Annotated in this window: 10 protein-coding genes, 2 tRNA genes, 3 rRNA genes and 1 pseudogene; 7 read left to right on the forward strand and 9 right to left on the reverse strand. The window is 52.9% G+C overall.

Annotated elements, in window-relative coordinates; genetic code table 11:
- Positions 1-44: 44 nt before the first annotated feature.
- Positions 45-941 carry a tRNA 2-thiocytidine(32) synthetase TtcA gene (ttcA, locus tag BMY01_RS02875; protein ID WP_081353696.1) on the reverse strand — a complete coding sequence of 299 codons (897 nt, stop codon included), beginning with the start codon at positions 939-941 and terminating at the stop codon, positions 45-47.
- Between the two features lie 262 nt (positions 942-1,203).
- On the opposite strand from ttcA, the gene BMY01_RS02880 reads away from it, so the two are divergent.
- From BMY01_RS02880 to BMY01_RS02910, 7 genes are all read left to right on the forward strand, one after another.
- Entirely contained in the window at positions 1,204-1,425 is a 222-nt protein-coding gene (locus BMY01_RS02880; protein WP_081353653.1) for a YezD family protein, read from the forward strand.
- A gap of 122 nt (positions 1,426-1,547) precedes the next feature.
- A complete protein-coding gene (locus BMY01_RS02885) occupies positions 1,548-3,191 on the forward strand; it encodes an alginate export family protein (RefSeq protein WP_074744549.1) in 1,644 nt (547 codons plus the stop codon).
- Positions 3,192-3,252: 61 nt separating this feature from the next.
- On the forward strand, positions 3,253-4,245 hold the full coding sequence (locus BMY01_RS02890; RefSeq protein WP_074744147.1) for a sulfate ABC transporter substrate-binding protein: 993 nt from the start codon (positions 3,253-3,255) through the stop codon (positions 4,243-4,245).
- 95 nt (positions 4,246-4,340) lie between these two features.
- Positions 4,341-5,234 (forward strand): EAL domain-containing protein, encoded by an 894-nt coding sequence (locus tag BMY01_RS02895; RefSeq protein WP_074744149.1) that lies wholly within the window; start codon positions 4,341-4,343, stop codon positions 5,232-5,234.
- Position 5,235: 1 nt separating this feature from the next.
- Positions 5,236-6,072: a sulfate ABC transporter permease subunit CysT gene (gene cysT / locus BMY01_RS02900; RefSeq protein WP_074744151.1), complete on the forward strand. Its 837-nt coding sequence runs from the start codon at positions 5,236-5,238 to the stop codon at positions 6,070-6,072.
- Between the two features lie 16 nt (positions 6,073-6,088).
- Positions 6,089-6,970, forward strand: a complete 882-nt coding sequence (cysW, locus tag BMY01_RS02905) for a sulfate ABC transporter permease subunit CysW (protein ID WP_074744153.1) — start codon at positions 6,089-6,091, stop codon at positions 6,968-6,970.
- Complete coding sequence (locus BMY01_RS02910; RefSeq protein WP_074744155.1) at positions 6,967-8,049, forward strand: sulfate/molybdate ABC transporter ATP-binding protein; 1,083 nt, start codon at positions 6,967-6,969, stop codon at positions 8,047-8,049. The genes cysW and BMY01_RS02910 overlap by 4 nt, the downstream gene beginning before the upstream one ends.
- A 114-nt stretch (positions 8,050-8,163) precedes the next feature.
- Here BMY01_RS02910 and BMY01_RS02915 read toward each other — a convergent pair whose 3' ends face one another.
- The 8 genes and pseudogenes from BMY01_RS02915 to tyrS form a co-directional block, all read right to left on the reverse strand.
- Complete coding sequence (locus tag BMY01_RS02915; protein ID WP_074744157.1) at positions 8,164-8,598, reverse strand: cupredoxin domain-containing protein; 435 nt, start codon at positions 8,596-8,598, stop codon at positions 8,164-8,166.
- 150 nt (positions 8,599-8,748) lie between these two features.
- Positions 8,749-8,861: ribosomal RNA gene (gene rrf / locus BMY01_RS02920) — 5S ribosomal RNA — on the reverse strand.
- Positions 8,862-8,987: 126 nt separating this feature from the next.
- Positions 8,988-11,877, reverse strand: a 23S ribosomal RNA gene (locus BMY01_RS02925).
- A gap of 370 nt (positions 11,878-12,247) precedes the next feature.
- Positions 12,248-12,323 (reverse strand) — tRNA-Ala (locus BMY01_RS02930).
- A 7-nt stretch (positions 12,324-12,330) separates the two neighbouring features.
- A tRNA-Ile gene (locus tag BMY01_RS02935) sits at positions 12,331-12,407 on the reverse strand.
- A gap of 124 nt (positions 12,408-12,531) precedes the next feature.
- Positions 12,532-14,067: ribosomal RNA gene (locus BMY01_RS02940) — 16S ribosomal RNA — on the reverse strand.
- Together the 16S, 23S and 5S rRNA genes with 2 tRNA genes alongside form the textbook arrangement of a ribosomal RNA operon.
- Before the next feature lie 280 nt (positions 14,068-14,347).
- Positions 14,348-14,494, reverse strand: a pseudogene (locus BMY01_RS18940) (tyrosine--tRNA ligase); the annotation flags it as partial.
- Between the two features lie 49 nt (positions 14,495-14,543).
- On the reverse strand, positions 14,544-15,755 hold the full coding sequence (tyrS, locus tag BMY01_RS02945) for a tyrosine--tRNA ligase (RefSeq protein ID WP_074744159.1): 1,212 nt from the start codon (positions 15,753-15,755) through the stop codon (positions 14,544-14,546).
- Between the last annotated feature and the right edge of the window lie 15 nt (positions 15,756-15,770).

A 15,770-nucleotide genomic window follows, 5' to 3' on the forward strand; every position in this document is an offset into this window, starting at 1 on the left:
GGTTTGTTCACCAGTTGCAGGGTTGGCCGAATTTAATAGATTTTTCACTCTTTGTTCAGGTTCAGGAGTTCTTCCATACCCGGCTCGAAGGGCTCGGGGTCGAATGCCCTGTCGCCATCGACGACCGGCCCATTCCCGGTTTTGAGCCCATGAAAATCGTAAAGCGAGGAATCGAGCAGATGTGAGGGCTGGATGTTCTGTAAAGAGCTGAACATGTTTTCCAGCCTGCCGGGAAACTTTTTATCCCATTGCTGCAGCATTTCCTTTACCGCCTGGCGCTGCATATTCTTCTGTGAGCCACATAGGTTGCAGGGAATGATCGGGAAATTTTCCATTTCCGCATAGGCGGCCAGGTCCTTCTCTTTGCAATAGGCAAGCGGCCGGATGACGATATGCTTGCCATCATCGCTTACCAGCTTGGGCGGCATGGTTTTCAGCTTGCCGCCATGAAACAGGTTGAGAAACAGGGTTTCAAGAATATCATCGCGATGATGGCCCAGCGCGATTTTCGTTGCACCCAGTTCACCTGCCACGCGATACAGAACCCCGCGGCGCAAGCGTGAACAAAGGCTGCAAGTGGTTTTCCCCTCCGGTATCAGGCGCTTCACCACGCTATATGTATCCTGCTCGACGATGCGGAAAGGCATGCCGATGGCCGTAAGATAATTCGGCAACACGTGTTCCGGAAAGCCCGGCTGCTTCTGGTCCAGATTTACCACAATCAGCTCGAATTGTGTGGCTGCGTGCGCCTGCAGGCTGCGGAGGATATCGAGCAGGGCATAGCTGTCCTTTCCGCCCGAGAGACACACCATTACCCGATCTCCAGGCTCAATCATGTTGAAATCAGCAATTGCCGTCCCGACAAGCCGCCTCAACCGCTTATGCAGTTTGTTGGCGTTATGTTGCTCCTTTCTGGACAACATTTCCATTCCTATTCCCATTCCCGCTGCAACCTCTTTCTCAAGATACTCATCGGTTCCCGCCCCCATAGACTCGGGTTTCAATCTCGGCTTCTGAAAAACTGCACCAGTAATTTTCCCAGATTGGATGCGGTTTGGACAGTGCCGCCCAGTTGCCCGAGCATGTATCAACGATCACGCTGTATATACAAAAAACAGATAAGCAAATCAAATGATATTAGTTTGAATTATAAAAGGTCACTGGTAACGTGTCGCTTCCACAAACTCCGCAACCGTTTTGACCATGTCAGCCACCCCTGAAATCATTGATCTGGAAGAAAAGCATTACGGGTCCGGACAATCCGGCAGCCGGATACCCGTGGACGTTAAACAACGGATTCTGTACGCCATTGCAAATATCGAATATGGCTCGGTGGAGGTGGTCATTCATGACGGCAAGATTACCCAGATAGAGTGCCGGGAAAAAATCCGGATGGGGCGTAGCGAGGCTGGCCAGAGAAAGTGAAGGGAATAATGCAAGAGCGGGAAGCCGCAGGCATAAAAGCCGACCAAATGACTGGAGGCCAAATAAAACAGATTACATCGATCCTTGACCGGGCAACCGGAAGGACGAGACAGGAGAGAGGAATGAAGTTTTATCTGGGAACAGTCATTGCGTTTGCTCTCACGATACTGCCATGGGGCGGGGCTCAGGCAGATGCAGACACAATTGACACCGAAAAATTCAAAATGACAGAACAGGAAAACAGGTTTGCTCAGAACGGTGCTGTCCCTGTTGAAGAAAAAGAAAAGGCCGATCCCTCGGGAGCAAGCAGCAAATCAGATGGAAACACATCAGCTGGAAATACATCAGCTGGAAAAACAGCGGCAGCGGCAACAAAGGAGGAAAAAAAATCGACGGGCTACTTCAGGCCTTCCAGCAGCTACTCGACCCAGCCCGAATCCGATCCGCCGCGCTATGTGCGCACCCTCAGCAAAACCGGGATTGAAGCTTTCAAGGACATCTACTGGCTGGATGTGGGCATCGATCATCGTACCCGCTACGAATTCCGCAGCAACGATATACGGCGCAACGAACTCAGGCTGGACCAGCCTTTCCTGCTGCGCTCCCGCGCCTACTTCGGAATCCGCGAAATATTCGATCCGCTGCGCGGCGCGGTGGAATTCCAGGATTCCCGCCGCTACAACGGCCATTTTCCACCCGATGATCGTGATTTCAATGAGCACGAACTCATCCAGGCCTATGCCGAATTGTATTTCAAGGGCGCGCTGAGTCAAGACGACCTGAAACAGCAGCGCCCGCTCAGGTTGCGCGTTGGCCGCATGGCCTATGAAGCGCTGGACCGGCGTCTGATCGGCCGCAATGAATGGCGCAATACGACCAATACCTTCGAAGGTTTTCGCATCAACCTGGGACAGGAAGTCAACGATTGGGAGGGGGACTTATGGGCCTACCAGCCTGTTCAACGACTGCTGACGGAGTTTGACGAGCGCATCGAGAACCAATGGTTCTACGGCGCCATTGGCCATTGGCGCAAATGGTCGGATTTCATCACACTCCAGCCCTATTACATGGGACTGACGCAGGATGGCAGCAAGACAGGCGAGATCGACCGTCATATTCATTCACCCGCCCTGAGGGGATACGGCAAGATAGGCGATACGGGCCTGGACTTCGATTTCAACCTGATCTACCAGTTTGGGCGGAATGGCACTCAGGAACATCAGGCCCATGCATACATCACCGAGCTAGGCTATACGCTCAAACACGCATGGAAACCTCGTATCAGCGCCTTTTACGGTTATGCCAGCGGCGATCGCAATCCCAATGACAACGTAAATAACCGCTTCGAACGGTTCTTCGGTTTCGCGCGACCGTGGTCAGCGGATGATTACATCGTTTTCGAGAATATCAAATCCCCCAAGATAAAGCTCGAGTTCCAGCCGTTCAAGGACCTGCGGATCGATGGCGGCTACAGCTGGTACTGGCTGGCCAGCGATACCGACCGCCTCAATAACCTCTTCAGAGGCAATGGAAGTAACGGAGGAGGCTTTTCCAACCGGGATGCGACCGGAAGCAGCGGTGATTTCATCGGGCACAATTTCGACATCCGGGCACGCTACAAGCTGGCGAAACACATCGACACGACCATCGGTTATTCGCATTTCACGAGCGGGGAATTTGTGCGCAACCGGCAAATAGCAGCTTTGGGCAGAAGCCCGGGGAGTTCGGACTTTTTTTACGTTGAAGTTGTATTGAGCGCATTTTGATTATTTGACACTTATTGATTTCACTTACTGGCTTCACTTTGCCTAAAGGAAGAATACGAAAATGAAAGCATGGATAACGACGAGCCTTACCGCAATCCTCCTGTGGGGAGGCAATGCCTGGGGAGATAAAACATTATTGAATGTGTCCTATGACCCGACTCGCGAGCTGTATCAGCAGTTCAATTCGGCATTCGCGAAGCATTGGGAGAGCAAGACCGGAGAAAAAGTAGCCGTAAAACAGTCTCATGGCGGCTCCGGGAAACAGGCACGCTCTGTCATCGACGGGCTTGATGCTGATGTCGTGACACTCGCGCTGGCGAAGGACATCGATGAAATCGCGGAAAAAGCCAGCCTGCTGCCGGCGGACTGGCAAAAGCGCTTGCCGCATAACAGCACGCCTTACACTTCAACCATCGTACTGCTGGTCCGGAAGGGCAACCCCAAGAACATCAAAGACTGGAACGACCTGGTCAAGCCCGGCGTCACCGTAATCACCCCCAATCCGAAAACCTCGGGGGGTGCCCGCTGGAATTACCTCGCCGCGTGGGAATACGGCAAGCGAACATACGGTGACGATGCCAAGGCGAAGGAGTTCGTAGCGAAGCTCTACCGGAATGTCCCTGTGCTGGACTCGGGCGCGCGTGGCTCAACCACGACATTTGTGGAGCGCGGCATCGGCGATGTCTTCATTTCGTGGGAAAACGAAGCATTCCTCGCCATCAGGGAGCTCGGACCCGACAAATTTGAAATTGTCGCACCGTCCATCAGCATTCTTGCCGAGCCGTCGGTCACGGTGGTGGACAAGGTCGTCGACAAGAAGGGTACGCGTCCCGTCGCGGAAGCCTATCTCCAATATCTCTATTCCGACACAGGCCAGGAGATTGCCGCGAAGAATTTCTATCGGCCCACCAATGCCGGAATTGCGACGAAATATGCAAGTCAGTTTCCCGACATCAAGCTGTTCAGAATCGACGATGCGTTTGGCGGCTGGAAGAACGCACATAAGCTTCACTTTGCCGATGGCGGCACTTTTGATCAGATTTACCAGAAATAACAACACAAGTTGTACCGTCTGCACTGAAAACCGCAAAACACCATGCTGGCATTCAGGAAATCGACGTCCAGGAAATTTTTGAAAGGAGATGAAAAGTGAGCATTTCTTCATCACAGGAAAAGGATGAATTGGCGCGCATCCAGGAGGCAACCGACTATGCGGTGAAACGAGCGGAGAACGGATTCATCGTTGGACATTTCTTCAACTGCTGGCTGTCAAGCTTATTTCAGCCTGTGTTCGACGCAAAAACGCGCAGTGTGGCTGGGCATGCGGCTTATATCCGTTCCGTTATGAACGAGGAAAATCCACTATCACCCTGGAAAGTCCTGTCTTTTGGGGAAGGAGACGCTCCGCTGGTACGTTTTGACCGGCTGTGCCGTGCGGTGCATGCGCTCAACTACTTCAGCGGGAGCTCTCATGACGGCAATCTTTTTGTCACGGTACAGCCCCGCCTGCTGGAGAGCGTTAAAGACGACCATGGCCGCGCCTTCAAACGAATCCTCGACATCATCGGCGCGGAGACTTCGCGGGTGGTAATAGAAATTCCGGCCGAGGTGAACCGCAATTGGAAGCTGCTCAAACACGTGATCAGCAATTACCGCTCGCACGGCTATCGCATAGCGATCAATTACAACGATGCCGGCGAAGATTGGGTAGCGGAACTTGCCAGCCTATATCCGCTATATCCGGACATGGTACGGTTGGAAGCCTCGGCCCTTCAAAGGTTGGGAGACGCAGGCCCGCTGGTGGAGGCCATTCACCACTTCGGCGCGCAGGTTTTGTTCCGTGAAATCGAAACAGCGCGGCAATTGACGGATGCTGTTCGCGCAGGCGCGGATCTTCTCCAGGGGCGCTTTCTCGGCATACCCGAGCAGGCGATTGAGTTTGACTTGCTCATACCTGCTACAACGACAGAGTACCGGAGCGCGGAGGCTTCCTCCCGGCGCATCCGGACGCTGCAGCACTATATCGACGCGGCGGGAATCTGAAATGGGCACGTTCAGGCAACACAGCGTTCTGCCCGGATTCAATCTGGCGCTTGGATTTACGTTGCTTTATCTGAGTCTGATTGTTCTGATTCCAATCTCGGCAGCATTTGTTCGCACTGCAGAACTCACCTTGCCCGAATTCTGGGATGTGGTGACGACACCAAGGGTATTGGCTTCCTATCGGTTGACATTTGGGGCCTCATTCGCAGCGGCGCTGCTCAATGCGATATTCGGGCTCCTGGTTGCGTGGGTGCTGGTGCGTTACCACTTTCCAGGAAAGAAGCTGATCGATTCGCTGGTAGATCTTCCATTTGCCCTGCCCACCGCGGTAGCCGGTATTGCCCTGACAGCGCTCTATGCGGGGAACGGGTGGCTCGGCCAGTATCTGGAGCCGCTTGGCCTCAAGGTTGCCTTTACGCCAGCGGGAGTCTTCGTGGCGCTGACGTTTATCGGATTGCCATTTGTAGTGCGAACGGTGCAACCTGTGCTGGAAGACCTCGAACCTGAACTGGAAGAAGCAGCGGCTACGCTCGGCGCGACCCGCTTGCAGACGTTCCTGCGAGTCATTTTTCCCGCGATTTTTCCGGCATTGATAACCGGCTTTGCGCTTGCCTTTGCCCGTGCGATCGGGGAATACGGGTCCGTTATTTTTATTGCGGGCAACATGCCGATGATTTCCGAAATCACGCCGCTCCTGATCATTACCAAGCTCGAGCAGTACGACTATGCAGGCGCTACGGCGCTCGCCGTGGTCATGCTCGTGATTTCTTTCGTGTTGCTCCTGATCATCAACCTGCTGCAATGGTGGAGTCGCAGCCGGAGTTCATCGTCAGTATGAGCATGAGGATATCCTGATGACTGCTATTGCTCTTCCGTTGTCTGTCCCTTCAGGCCGGGTGCGGCCCGTCGAGGAATCCGCGTGGGTGCGGCGGTCCCTGATCGGGCTTGCGCTGGCCTTTCTTACACTCTTTCTCTTCGTACCGCTGATATCGGTTTTCTACGAAGCGCTCAAGAAAGGCTGGGATGTTTACATTGCCGCAATTACCGAGCCAGACGCAGTGTCCGCCATTCAGCTTACCCTGACCGCAGCCGCCATTGCAGTTCCACTTAATCTGGTATTCGGCGTAGCGGCAGCATGGGCGGTTGCCAAGTTTGAGTTCCGCGGCAAAAATCTCCTGGTCACGCTCATCGATTTGCCTTTTTCGGTTTCACCTGTCGTGTCCGGGCTCATCTATGTGCTTATTTTCGGCTTGCAGGGTTGGCTGGGCCCGTGGCTGGCGGAACACGACATCAAGATTATCTTTGCGGTGCCCGGTATTGTGCTGGCGACCATATTCGTCACGGTCCCCTTTATCGCACGCGAACTGATTCCCCTGATGCAATCCCAGGGGGCCGAAGAGGAAGAAGCGGCCGTGGTACTCGGGGCGAGCGGCTGGCAGATATTCTTCCGTGTAACGCTTCCCAATATTAAATGGGGCCTGCTTTACGGTGTCATCCTTTGTAATGCGCGCGCAATGGGAGAGTTTGGTGCAGTATCGGTGGTATCCGGGCATATCCGTGGGAGCACCAATACTTTGCCGCTGCATGTCGAGATTCTTTATAACGAATATAACTTCGCGGCCGCCTTTGCCGTGGCGTCGCTGCTCGCCCTGCTCGCCCTGATCACATTGGCATTGAAGACTATCGTTGAATCAAAAACCCGGGAAAAACCGGAAACCGCAGGAATACAAGAATGAGCATAGAAATTCGTAACCTTTCCAAACAATTCGGCACGTTTTCCGCTCTACGCGACGTCAGCCTGGAAGTAAAGTCCGGTGAGCTGCTCGCGCTGCTCGGCCCTTCAGGATCAGGGAAAACGACCCTGCTGCGTGTCATTGCGGGACTGGAAGCAGCGGATACCGGCCAAGTGCTGTTCCAGGGCGAAGACGCAACGGATCAGCACGTCCGTGAGCGCCAGGTGGGCTTTGTATTCCAGCACTACGCCCTGTTCCGGAACATGACCATTTTCGAAAACGTAGCCTTCGGTCTGCGTGTACGTCCGAAAAAATTCCGCCCTTCCACAGCGGAGATTCAGCAACGCGTACATGAGTTGCTAAAACTGGTGCAACTGGACTGGCTGGCAGACCGCTACCCGCATCAACTCTCGGGAGGGCAACGCCAGAGAATCGCCCTGGCACGAGCATTGGCTGTGGAACCCAAGGTCCTGCTACTCGACGAACCATTTGGGGCGCTGGATGCCAAGGTGCGCAAGGAATTGCGTTCATGGCTTAGAAGACTTCACGATGAGATGCATATCACCAGTGTGTTCGTCACCCATGACCAGGAAGAGGCATTGGAGGTCGCGGATCGGGTTGTAGTCATGAACGAAGGTCGCATCGAGCAGATCGGTACGCCAGATGAGGTATACGAGCACCCCGCAAGCCCGTTCGTGTACAAATTCCTGGGCAAGGTGAATCTTTTCCATGGACGGCTCCATCGCGGTCGCGCCTGGATAGGGGGGATCGAAATCGATGCGCCGGAGCATACCGAGACCGAAGAGCTCTCAGGGGTGGCCTATGTGCGTCCGCATGACATCCATGTGGATAAGGTGGACAATGCCTTGAATGGAGAGGGAGCAATTGCCGCGCATGTGTCCCACATTCTCTCGGTGGGCCCGGTAGTTCGCCTCCAGCTGATGCGCGATGACGGCAAAGATAAGGAATTGATCGAAGTCGAAATCAGCAGGGAGCGCTTTCGCGAACTGCAGCTGACGCGAGGCGATCAGGTTTTCATCAAACCTTCCCGTTTCGATCTCTTCCCGGCGCAGGTACACTAACAGGCTTGACTTACCAGGCTACGGATTTAACGGTATTGATACCGTTTCCTGGAACAAGAGGAGAACGGCAGTCCGTGCGGAAGCCGCATGAGGACAGCCCGCAAGCCATGCCGGCTACTCGACAATCTCCAGAACCCCCTCCATCCCGTGTTCCCTATGGCTCTTGAAAAAGAGCAGCTTCTTCGGACAATAGAAAGCATATTTGCCTGACGCGGTCGGGGTAAAAGTGAATGTTTGAGAATCGCGGCCAAGATCTTCATCGATCGAGATATTCGCTTTGGGAACTTTTAGCAGCAGGCCGTGAGGGATGACGCCCTGTTCTACTCGAACGACAAGCATTACAGGCACGTTGACTTTGACGATGATGTGCCTGGGGCGGAAGAAATAGTCGCCCGCCAGAATGTTCACGTGTTGCACGCCCTTACTGTCCACCGTTGCCCGGTAGGGTTCATTCCCTGACTGAGCGGCGACACGTCCCGCTGTGAAGCTGATCATCAGCGCCAGTAACAGGGATAAAAATCGGGGGAATAAAAACCGCTGTAGTTTCATGATGATTTCCTCGCCTGATGATTTCCTTGTCCCTTGTCGTCTGACGCTGAAATTCGACCGTGGAAACTTGCATACGCAAGAATAAGCTGATTCCGACGTATCAACAAAAAAGCCCCGACTCGCAGGAGTCGGGGCTTTTTTCTATAAGGTGCCTGGCAGTGACCTACTTTCGCATGTGAAAACACACTATCATCGGCGCGACTTCGTTTCACGACCCTGTTCGGGATGGGAAGGGGTGGGTCCAAAGTGCTATGACCACCAAGCGTAACTTTTAGTGGCATCCGACAAAAGCAATGAGCAATCCTGGCTTCTATCGAAAACCGCAATCTTGAAGAAGTAAATGGGAATGATTATATCTGAATAAACACCTTGTCCTTGCTTAAGGTTATAGGATCAAGCCGCACGGTCAATTAGTATCGGTTAGCTTAACGCATTACTGCGCTTCCACACCCGACCTATCAACGTCGTAGTCTTCGACGAACCTTTAGGGGGGTTTAACCCCCGGGAAGTCTCATCTTGAGGCGAGTTTCCCGCTTAGATGCTTTCAGCGGTTATCTCTTCCACACTTAGCTACCCGGCGATACGACTGGCGTCATAACCGGTACACCAGAGGTGCGTCCACTCCGGTCCTCTCGTACTAGGAGCAGGTCCTCTCAAACTTCCAACGCCCACGGCAGATAGGGACCAAACTGTCTCACGACGTTTTAAACCCAGCTCACGTACCACTTTAAATGGCGAACAGCCATACCCTTGGGACCGGCTACAGCCCCAGGATGTGATGAGCCGACATCGAGGTGCCAAACTCCCCCGTCGATATGAACTCTTGGGAGGAATCAGCCTGTTATCCCCGGCGTACCTTTTATCCGTTGAGCGATGGCCCTTCCATACAGAACCACCGGATCACTATGACCTGCTTTCGCATCTGCTCGACTTGTCAGTCTCGCAGTCAAGCACGCTTTTGCCATTGCACTATCAGCACGATTTCCGACCGTACCTAGCGTACCTTCGTACTCCTCCGTTACACTTTGGGAGGAGACCGCCCCAGTCAAACTGCCTACCATACACGGTCCCCGATCCAGATAATGGACCCAGGTTAGAACCCCAACAACACCAGGGTGGTATTTCAAGGTTGGCTCCATGAGCTCTAGCGAGCCCACTTCAATGCCTCCCACCTATCCTACACAGATGTTGTCAAGGTCCAATGTAAAGCTACAGTAAAGGTGCACGGGGTCTTTCCGTCTAGCCGCGGGGAGATTGCATCTTCACAAACATTTCAACTTCGCTGAGTCTCAGGAGGAGACAGTGTGGCCATCGTTACGCCATTCGTGCAGGTCGGAACTTACCCGACAAGGAATTTCGCTACCTTAGGACCGTTATAGTTACGGCCGCCGTTTACCGGGGCTTCGATCAAGAGCTTGCACCCCATCACTTAACCTTCCGGCACCGGGCAGGCGTCACACTCTATACGTCCACTTTCGTGTTTGCAGAGTGCTGTGTTTTTATTAAACAGTCGCAGCCACCATTTTTTTGCAACCCCCTTCCGCTTCACGCGCGAGGCGCTACACGTACAGAGGGCACACCTTATCCCGAAGTTACGGTGTCAATTTGCCGAGTTCCTTCTCCTGAGTTCTCTCAAGCGCCTTGGAATTTTCATCCCGCCCACCTGTGTCGGTTTGCGGTACGGTCTTCATTCAACTGAAGCTTAGTGGCTTTTCCTGGAAGCAGGGTATCACTCACTTGGCACCCCGAAGGGTGTTTCGTTATCACGCCTCAACTAAGCCGCCCGGATTTGCCTAAGCAGCACGTCTACACGCTTCAACCGGGACATCCAACACCCGGCCGAGCTAACCTTCTCCGTCCCCACATCGCATTGAACAAAGGTACTGGAATATTAACCAGTTTCCCATCAGCTACGCATTTCTGCCTCACCTTAGGGGCCGACTCACCCTGCGCCGATGAACGTTGCGCAGGAAACCTTGGGCTTACGGCGAGGGAGCCTTTCACTCCCTTTATCGCTACTCATGTCAGCATTCGCACTTCCGATACCTCCAGCAGCCTTCTCAAGCCACCTTCGCAGGCCTACGGAACGCTCTCCTACCATCTACACTTGCGTGTAGATCCCTAGCTTCGGTGCACAGTTTGAGCCCCGTTACATCTTCCGCGCAGGACGACTCGATCAGTGAGCTATTACGCTTTCTTTAAAGGATGGCTGCTTCTAAGCCAACCTCCTGACTGTTTTAGCCTTCCCACTTCGTTTGCCACTTAACTGTGTCTTTGGGACCTTAGCTGAGGGTCTGGGTTGTTTCCCTCTCGACACCGGACGTTAGCACCCGATGTCTGTCTCCCACGCTCGCACTCTTCGGTATTCGGAGTTTGCCATGGTTTGGTAGGCCTAAACGGCCCCCTAGCCATAACAGTGCTCTACCCCCGAAGGTGATACGTGAGGCACTACCTAAATAGTTTTCGGAGAGAACCAGCTATTTCCAGATTTGTTTAGCCTTTCACCCCTACCCACAGCTCATCCCCTAATTTTTCAACATTAGTGGGTTCGGACCTCCACGAGGTGTTACCCCCGCTTCATCCTGGCCATGAGTAGATCATCTGGTTTCGGGTCTACACCCAGCAACTAATCGCCCTATTAAGACTCGCTTTCGCTATGCCTCCCCTATACGGTTAAGCTCGCTACTGAATGTAAGTCGCTGACCCATTATACAAAAGGTACGCAGTCACGGAACAAGTCCGCTCCCACTGTTTGTATGCATGCGGTTTCAGGATCTATTTCACTCCCCTCCCGGGGTTCTTTTCGCCTTTCCCTCACGGTACTGGTTCACTATCGGTCGATTACGAGTATTTAGCCTTGGAGGATGGTCCCCCCATATTCAAACAGGATTTCACGTGTCCCGCCCTACTTGTCCCAATCCTAGTTCCACACTCAAACTTTCGCCTACGGGGCTATCACCCGCTATGGCCCGACTTTCCAGACGGTTCGACTAGTTCGAGTGCTAAAAATTGGAGGCTGCTCCCATTTCGCTCGCCACTACTTTGGGAATCTCGGTTGATTTCTTTTCCTCTGGCTACTTAGATGTTTCAGTTCACCAGGTTCGCCACGCTTGGCCTATATATTCAGCCAAGGTTGACCCTTGCGGGCCGGGTTTCCCCATTCGGACATCTCCGGATCAAAGCTTGTTTGCCAGCTCCCCGAAGCTTTTCGCAGGCTTCCACGTCCTTCATCGCCTGTAATCGCCAAGGCATCCACCACATGCACTTATTCGCTTGATCCTATAACCTTAAGGGCTTTAGAAGCCGAAGCGGATGTCCTCGAAAAACTGACTACTCTTCATCTTCCAAACCGGTGGTTACAGGTGTTTGCTTCGCATCGCATCCGACTAAAAATGCGATACGTCGATACAATCTAACCCATTATTCCGTTTCTCGGGAAAACGTAGCCTCACGGGCAACGTATCCGTCGATACGAAATATTTACTTCTTCCAGATTGTTAAAGAACGTCGAGAACGAATACGAGGAATCCAAAGTTGAATAAAACAACCCGAAAACCTGAATGCTCCCGAAATACAGCCGCTGGTTAAAAACCAGAAGTAAACCCTTCCGTTTACTTCTGGCTTCTAATTAGATAGTTGCTTTTCTGATTGGTGGAGGTGAACGGGATCGAACCGATGACCCCCTGCTTGCAAAGCAGGTGCTCTCCCATCTGAGCTACACCCCCTTTTAGTTGGTGGGTCTGGGTGGACTTGAACCACCGACCCCACGCTTATCAAGCGTGTGCTCTAACCAACTGAGCTACAGACCCTGAACAGAGCCTGGAAACAAAGAGATGGGCCTTTTGTGGTTCTCAAGCCTATTTCCTTAGCCCCCTAGCCTTGCTTTTCTAAACAACCGATAGGTTGTGGACACTCAAACAGGAATTTCTCTAGAAAGGAGGTGATCCAGCCGCAGGTTCCCCTACGGCTACCTTGTTACGACTTCACCCCAGTCATGAATCTCACCGTGGCAGGCGCCCTCCTTGCGGTTAGACTACCTGCTTCTGGTGGAACCCACTCCCATGGTGTGACGGGCGGTGTGTACAAGACCCGGGAACGTATTCACCGCGACATGCTGATCCGCGATTACTAGCGATTCCGACTTCACGGAGTCGAGTTGCAGACTCCGATCCGGACTACGACGCGCTTTCTGAGATTAGCTCCCCCTCGCGGGTTGGCAACCCTCTGTACGCGCCATTGTATTACGTGTGAAGCCCTACCCATAAGGGCCATGAGGACTTGACGTCATCCCCACCTTCCTCCGGTTTGTCACCGGCAGTTTCATTAAAGTGCCCAACTGAATGATGGCAATTAATGACAAGGGTTGCGCTCGTTGCGGGACTTAACCCAACATCTCACGACACGAGCTGACGACAGCCATGCAGCACCTGTGTTGCCGTTCCCTTTCGGGCACACCCACCTCTCGGCGGGCTTCGGCACATGTCAAGGGTAGGTAAGGTTTTTCGCGTTGCATCGAATTAATCCACATAATCCACCGCTTGTGCGGGTCCCCGTCAATTCCTTTGAGTTTTAATCTTGCGACCGTACTCCCCAGGCGGTCAACTTCACGCGTTAGCTGCGTTACCAAGTCCGTTAAGACCCGACAACTAGTTGACATCGTTTAGGGCGTGGACTACCAGGGTATCTAATCCTGTTTGCTCCCCACGCTTTCGTGCCTGAGCGTCAGTGTTAACCCAGGGGGCTGCCTTCGCCATCGGTGTTCCTCCACATCTCTACGCATTTCACTGCTACACGTGGAATTCCACCCCCCTCTGCCACACTCTAGCCTTGTAGTTTCAAACGCAGTTCCCAGGTTAAGCCCGGGGATTTCACATCTGACTTACAAAACCGCCTGCGCACGCTTTACGCCCAGTAATTCCGATTAACGCTTGCACCCTACGTATTACCGCGGCTGCTGGCACGTAGTTAGCCGGTGCTTCTTCTTCCGGTACCGTCAGTAGTCACGGGTATTAACCGTGACCGTTTCGTTCCGGCTGAAAGAGCTTTACAACCCGAAGGCCTTCTTCACTCACGCGGCATGGCTGGATCAGGGTTTCCCCCATTGTCCAAAATTCCCCACTGCTGCCTCCCGTAGGAGTCTGGGCCGTGTCTCAGTCCCAGTGTGGCTGGTCGTCCTCTCAGACCAGCTACTGATCGACGCCTTGGTAAGCCTTTACCTCACCAACTAGCTAATCAGACATCGGCCGCTCCAAAAGCGCAAGGTCTTGCGATCCCCTGCTTTTCTCCTCGGAGATTATGCGGTATTAGCACACCTTTCGGTGCGTTATCCCCCACTTAAGGATACGTTCCGATGTATTACTCACCCGTTCGCCACTCGCCACCAGGGTTGCCCCCGTGCTGCCGTTCGACTTGCATGTGTAAAGCATGCCGCCAGCGTTCAATCTGAGCCAGGATCAAACTCTTCAGTTCAATACTGGTAAAACTCTCGCTTGACGTTATTCGATTCTGTTTTTCCCGAGTGATCGGGATGATCAGAATCTTGGTACGTTGTGCGAGCACTTCGATTCTTGGAACTGACTGTTTCGCCTGAAAGGCGAAACAGTTGTATGTCCCGTTCAAGTGCCCACACCTATCGGCTGTAAATTTTTAAAGAGCGATGCTGGCTAACAAACTTTGTTACTAATGTCAGCTAGCGAAGGCGGCATTATACAGACGCCAGATACCCGGTCAAGGGTTTTTGATAAATTTTTTATTTTTCTTCGGAGATTCTTACTCTGGCAAACTTCCGTTTGCCCACCTGCACTATCACCATCTGACCACAAGGCAGCTTAAAAGTTTTGTCGCTTACTTTCTCGCCATTCGATTTTACACCACCTTGCTCGATCATGCGAAAGGCGGCATTATACAAGCGCCAGATACCCGGTCAAGGGTTTTTGATAAATTTTTTATTTTTCTTCGGAGATTCTTACTCTGGCAAACTTCCGTTTGCCCACCTGCACTATCACCATTTGACCACAAGGCAGCCTGAAAGTTTTGTCGCTCACCTTTTCGCCATTCAATTTTACACCACCTTGCTCGATCATGCGCAAGGCTTCGGTGGTGCTGGCAGTGAGTCCGGTCTGTTTGAGCAACTGCGCTATCGGCAATCCCTCTTTTCCAGCCTGCAGTATCTTTTCCGGCAGATCATCCGGGATACCTCCCCGCCTGAAGCGTGATTCGAAATCGGCGAGAGCGGCCTCGGCATCCTGCCTGCTATGAAAGCGGGTAACGATCTCCTGGGCAAACAGGACCTTGATGTCGCGAGGATTGCGCCCATTCCCTACGTCCTGCTGCCACTCACGAACAACGCGCAGCGGCTCGAACGACAACAACTCAATATACCGCCACATCAATTCGTCCGAAATAGACATCAACTTGCCGAACATGTTCCCCGGATTCTCGGTGATTCCGATGTAGTTGCCGGCAGACTTGGACATTTTATTGACGCCGTCCAGTCCTTCGAGAAGCGGCATCGTGATGACGCATTGCGACGCTTGCCCGAAGTGTTTCTGCAACTCCCGTCCCATCAGCAAATTGAATTTCTGATCAGTGCCTCCCAGTTCGATATCTGCATGGAGCGCGACCGAGTCATAGCCTTGAATCAACGGGTATAAAAATTCATGAATGGCAATGGGTTTATTGCTCCGGTAGCGTTTGCCAAAATCGTCCCGCTCCAGCATACGCGCGACCGTATGAGTTGCAGCCAGTTTGATCAGATCGGCGGCATTCAGCTTATCCATCCATGCGGAGTTGAACACCACCTCCGTCTGTTCAGGTTTGAGTATGCGGAACACCTGGTCCTGATAGGATTTCGCATTCTCGGCTACCTGCTCGCGGGAAAGTGGGGGGCGCGTGGTATTCTTGCCGCTGGGATCGCCGATCATCCCTGTAAAGTCGCCAATCAGGAATAGGGCATGATGCCCTAAATCCTGTAAGTGGCGCATTTTATTCAGCAGAACGGTATGACCCAGATGCAAGTCAGGTGCTGTAGGATCGAATCCAGCCTTGATTCTGAGTGGACGATTCTGGGCAAGCTTCTGCTCCAGCTCGTCTTCCAGCAAAAGCTCACTGCAACCACGCTTGATGATTTCGATTTGTTCTGAAATGGGTATCGTCACATCAGCAGGTCGCGG

This window comes from Nitrosospira multiformis, from assembly GCF_900110185.1.
Taxonomy (GTDB): Bacteria; Pseudomonadota; Gammaproteobacteria; order Burkholderiales; family Nitrosomonadaceae; genus Nitrosospira; species Nitrosospira multiformis_A.

What these genes read in the sequence shown, in the direction of transcription:
- BMY01_RS02915 (WP_074744157.1), bottom strand. Translation starts at nt 8,598, where the DNA reads ATGAAACTACAGCGGTTTTTATTCCCCCGATTTTTATCCCTGTTACTG.
- cysT (WP_074744151.1), top strand. Translation starts at nt 5,236, where the DNA reads ATGGGCACGTTCAGGCAACACAGCGTTCTGCCCGGATTCAATCTGGCG.
- BMY01_RS02880 (WP_081353653.1), top strand. Translation starts at nt 1,204, where the DNA reads ATGTCAGCCACCCCTGAAATCATTGATCTGGAAGAAAAGCATTACGGG.
- BMY01_RS02885 (WP_074744549.1), top strand. Translation starts at nt 1,548, where the DNA reads ATGAAGTTTTATCTGGGAACAGTCATTGCGTTTGCTCTCACGATACTG.
- BMY01_RS02910 (WP_074744155.1), top strand. Translation starts at nt 6,967, where the DNA reads ATGAGCATAGAAATTCGTAACCTTTCCAAACAATTCGGCACGTTTTCC.
- BMY01_RS02890 (WP_074744147.1), top strand. Translation starts at nt 3,253, where the DNA reads ATGAAAGCATGGATAACGACGAGCCTTACCGCAATCCTCCTGTGGGGA.
- cysW (WP_074744153.1), top strand. Translation starts at nt 6,089, where the DNA reads ATGACTGCTATTGCTCTTCCGTTGTCTGTCCCTTCAGGCCGGGTGCGG.
- ttcA (WP_081353696.1), bottom strand. Translation starts at nt 941, where the DNA reads ATGGGAATAGGAATGGAAATGTTGTCCAGAAAGGAGCAACATAACGCC.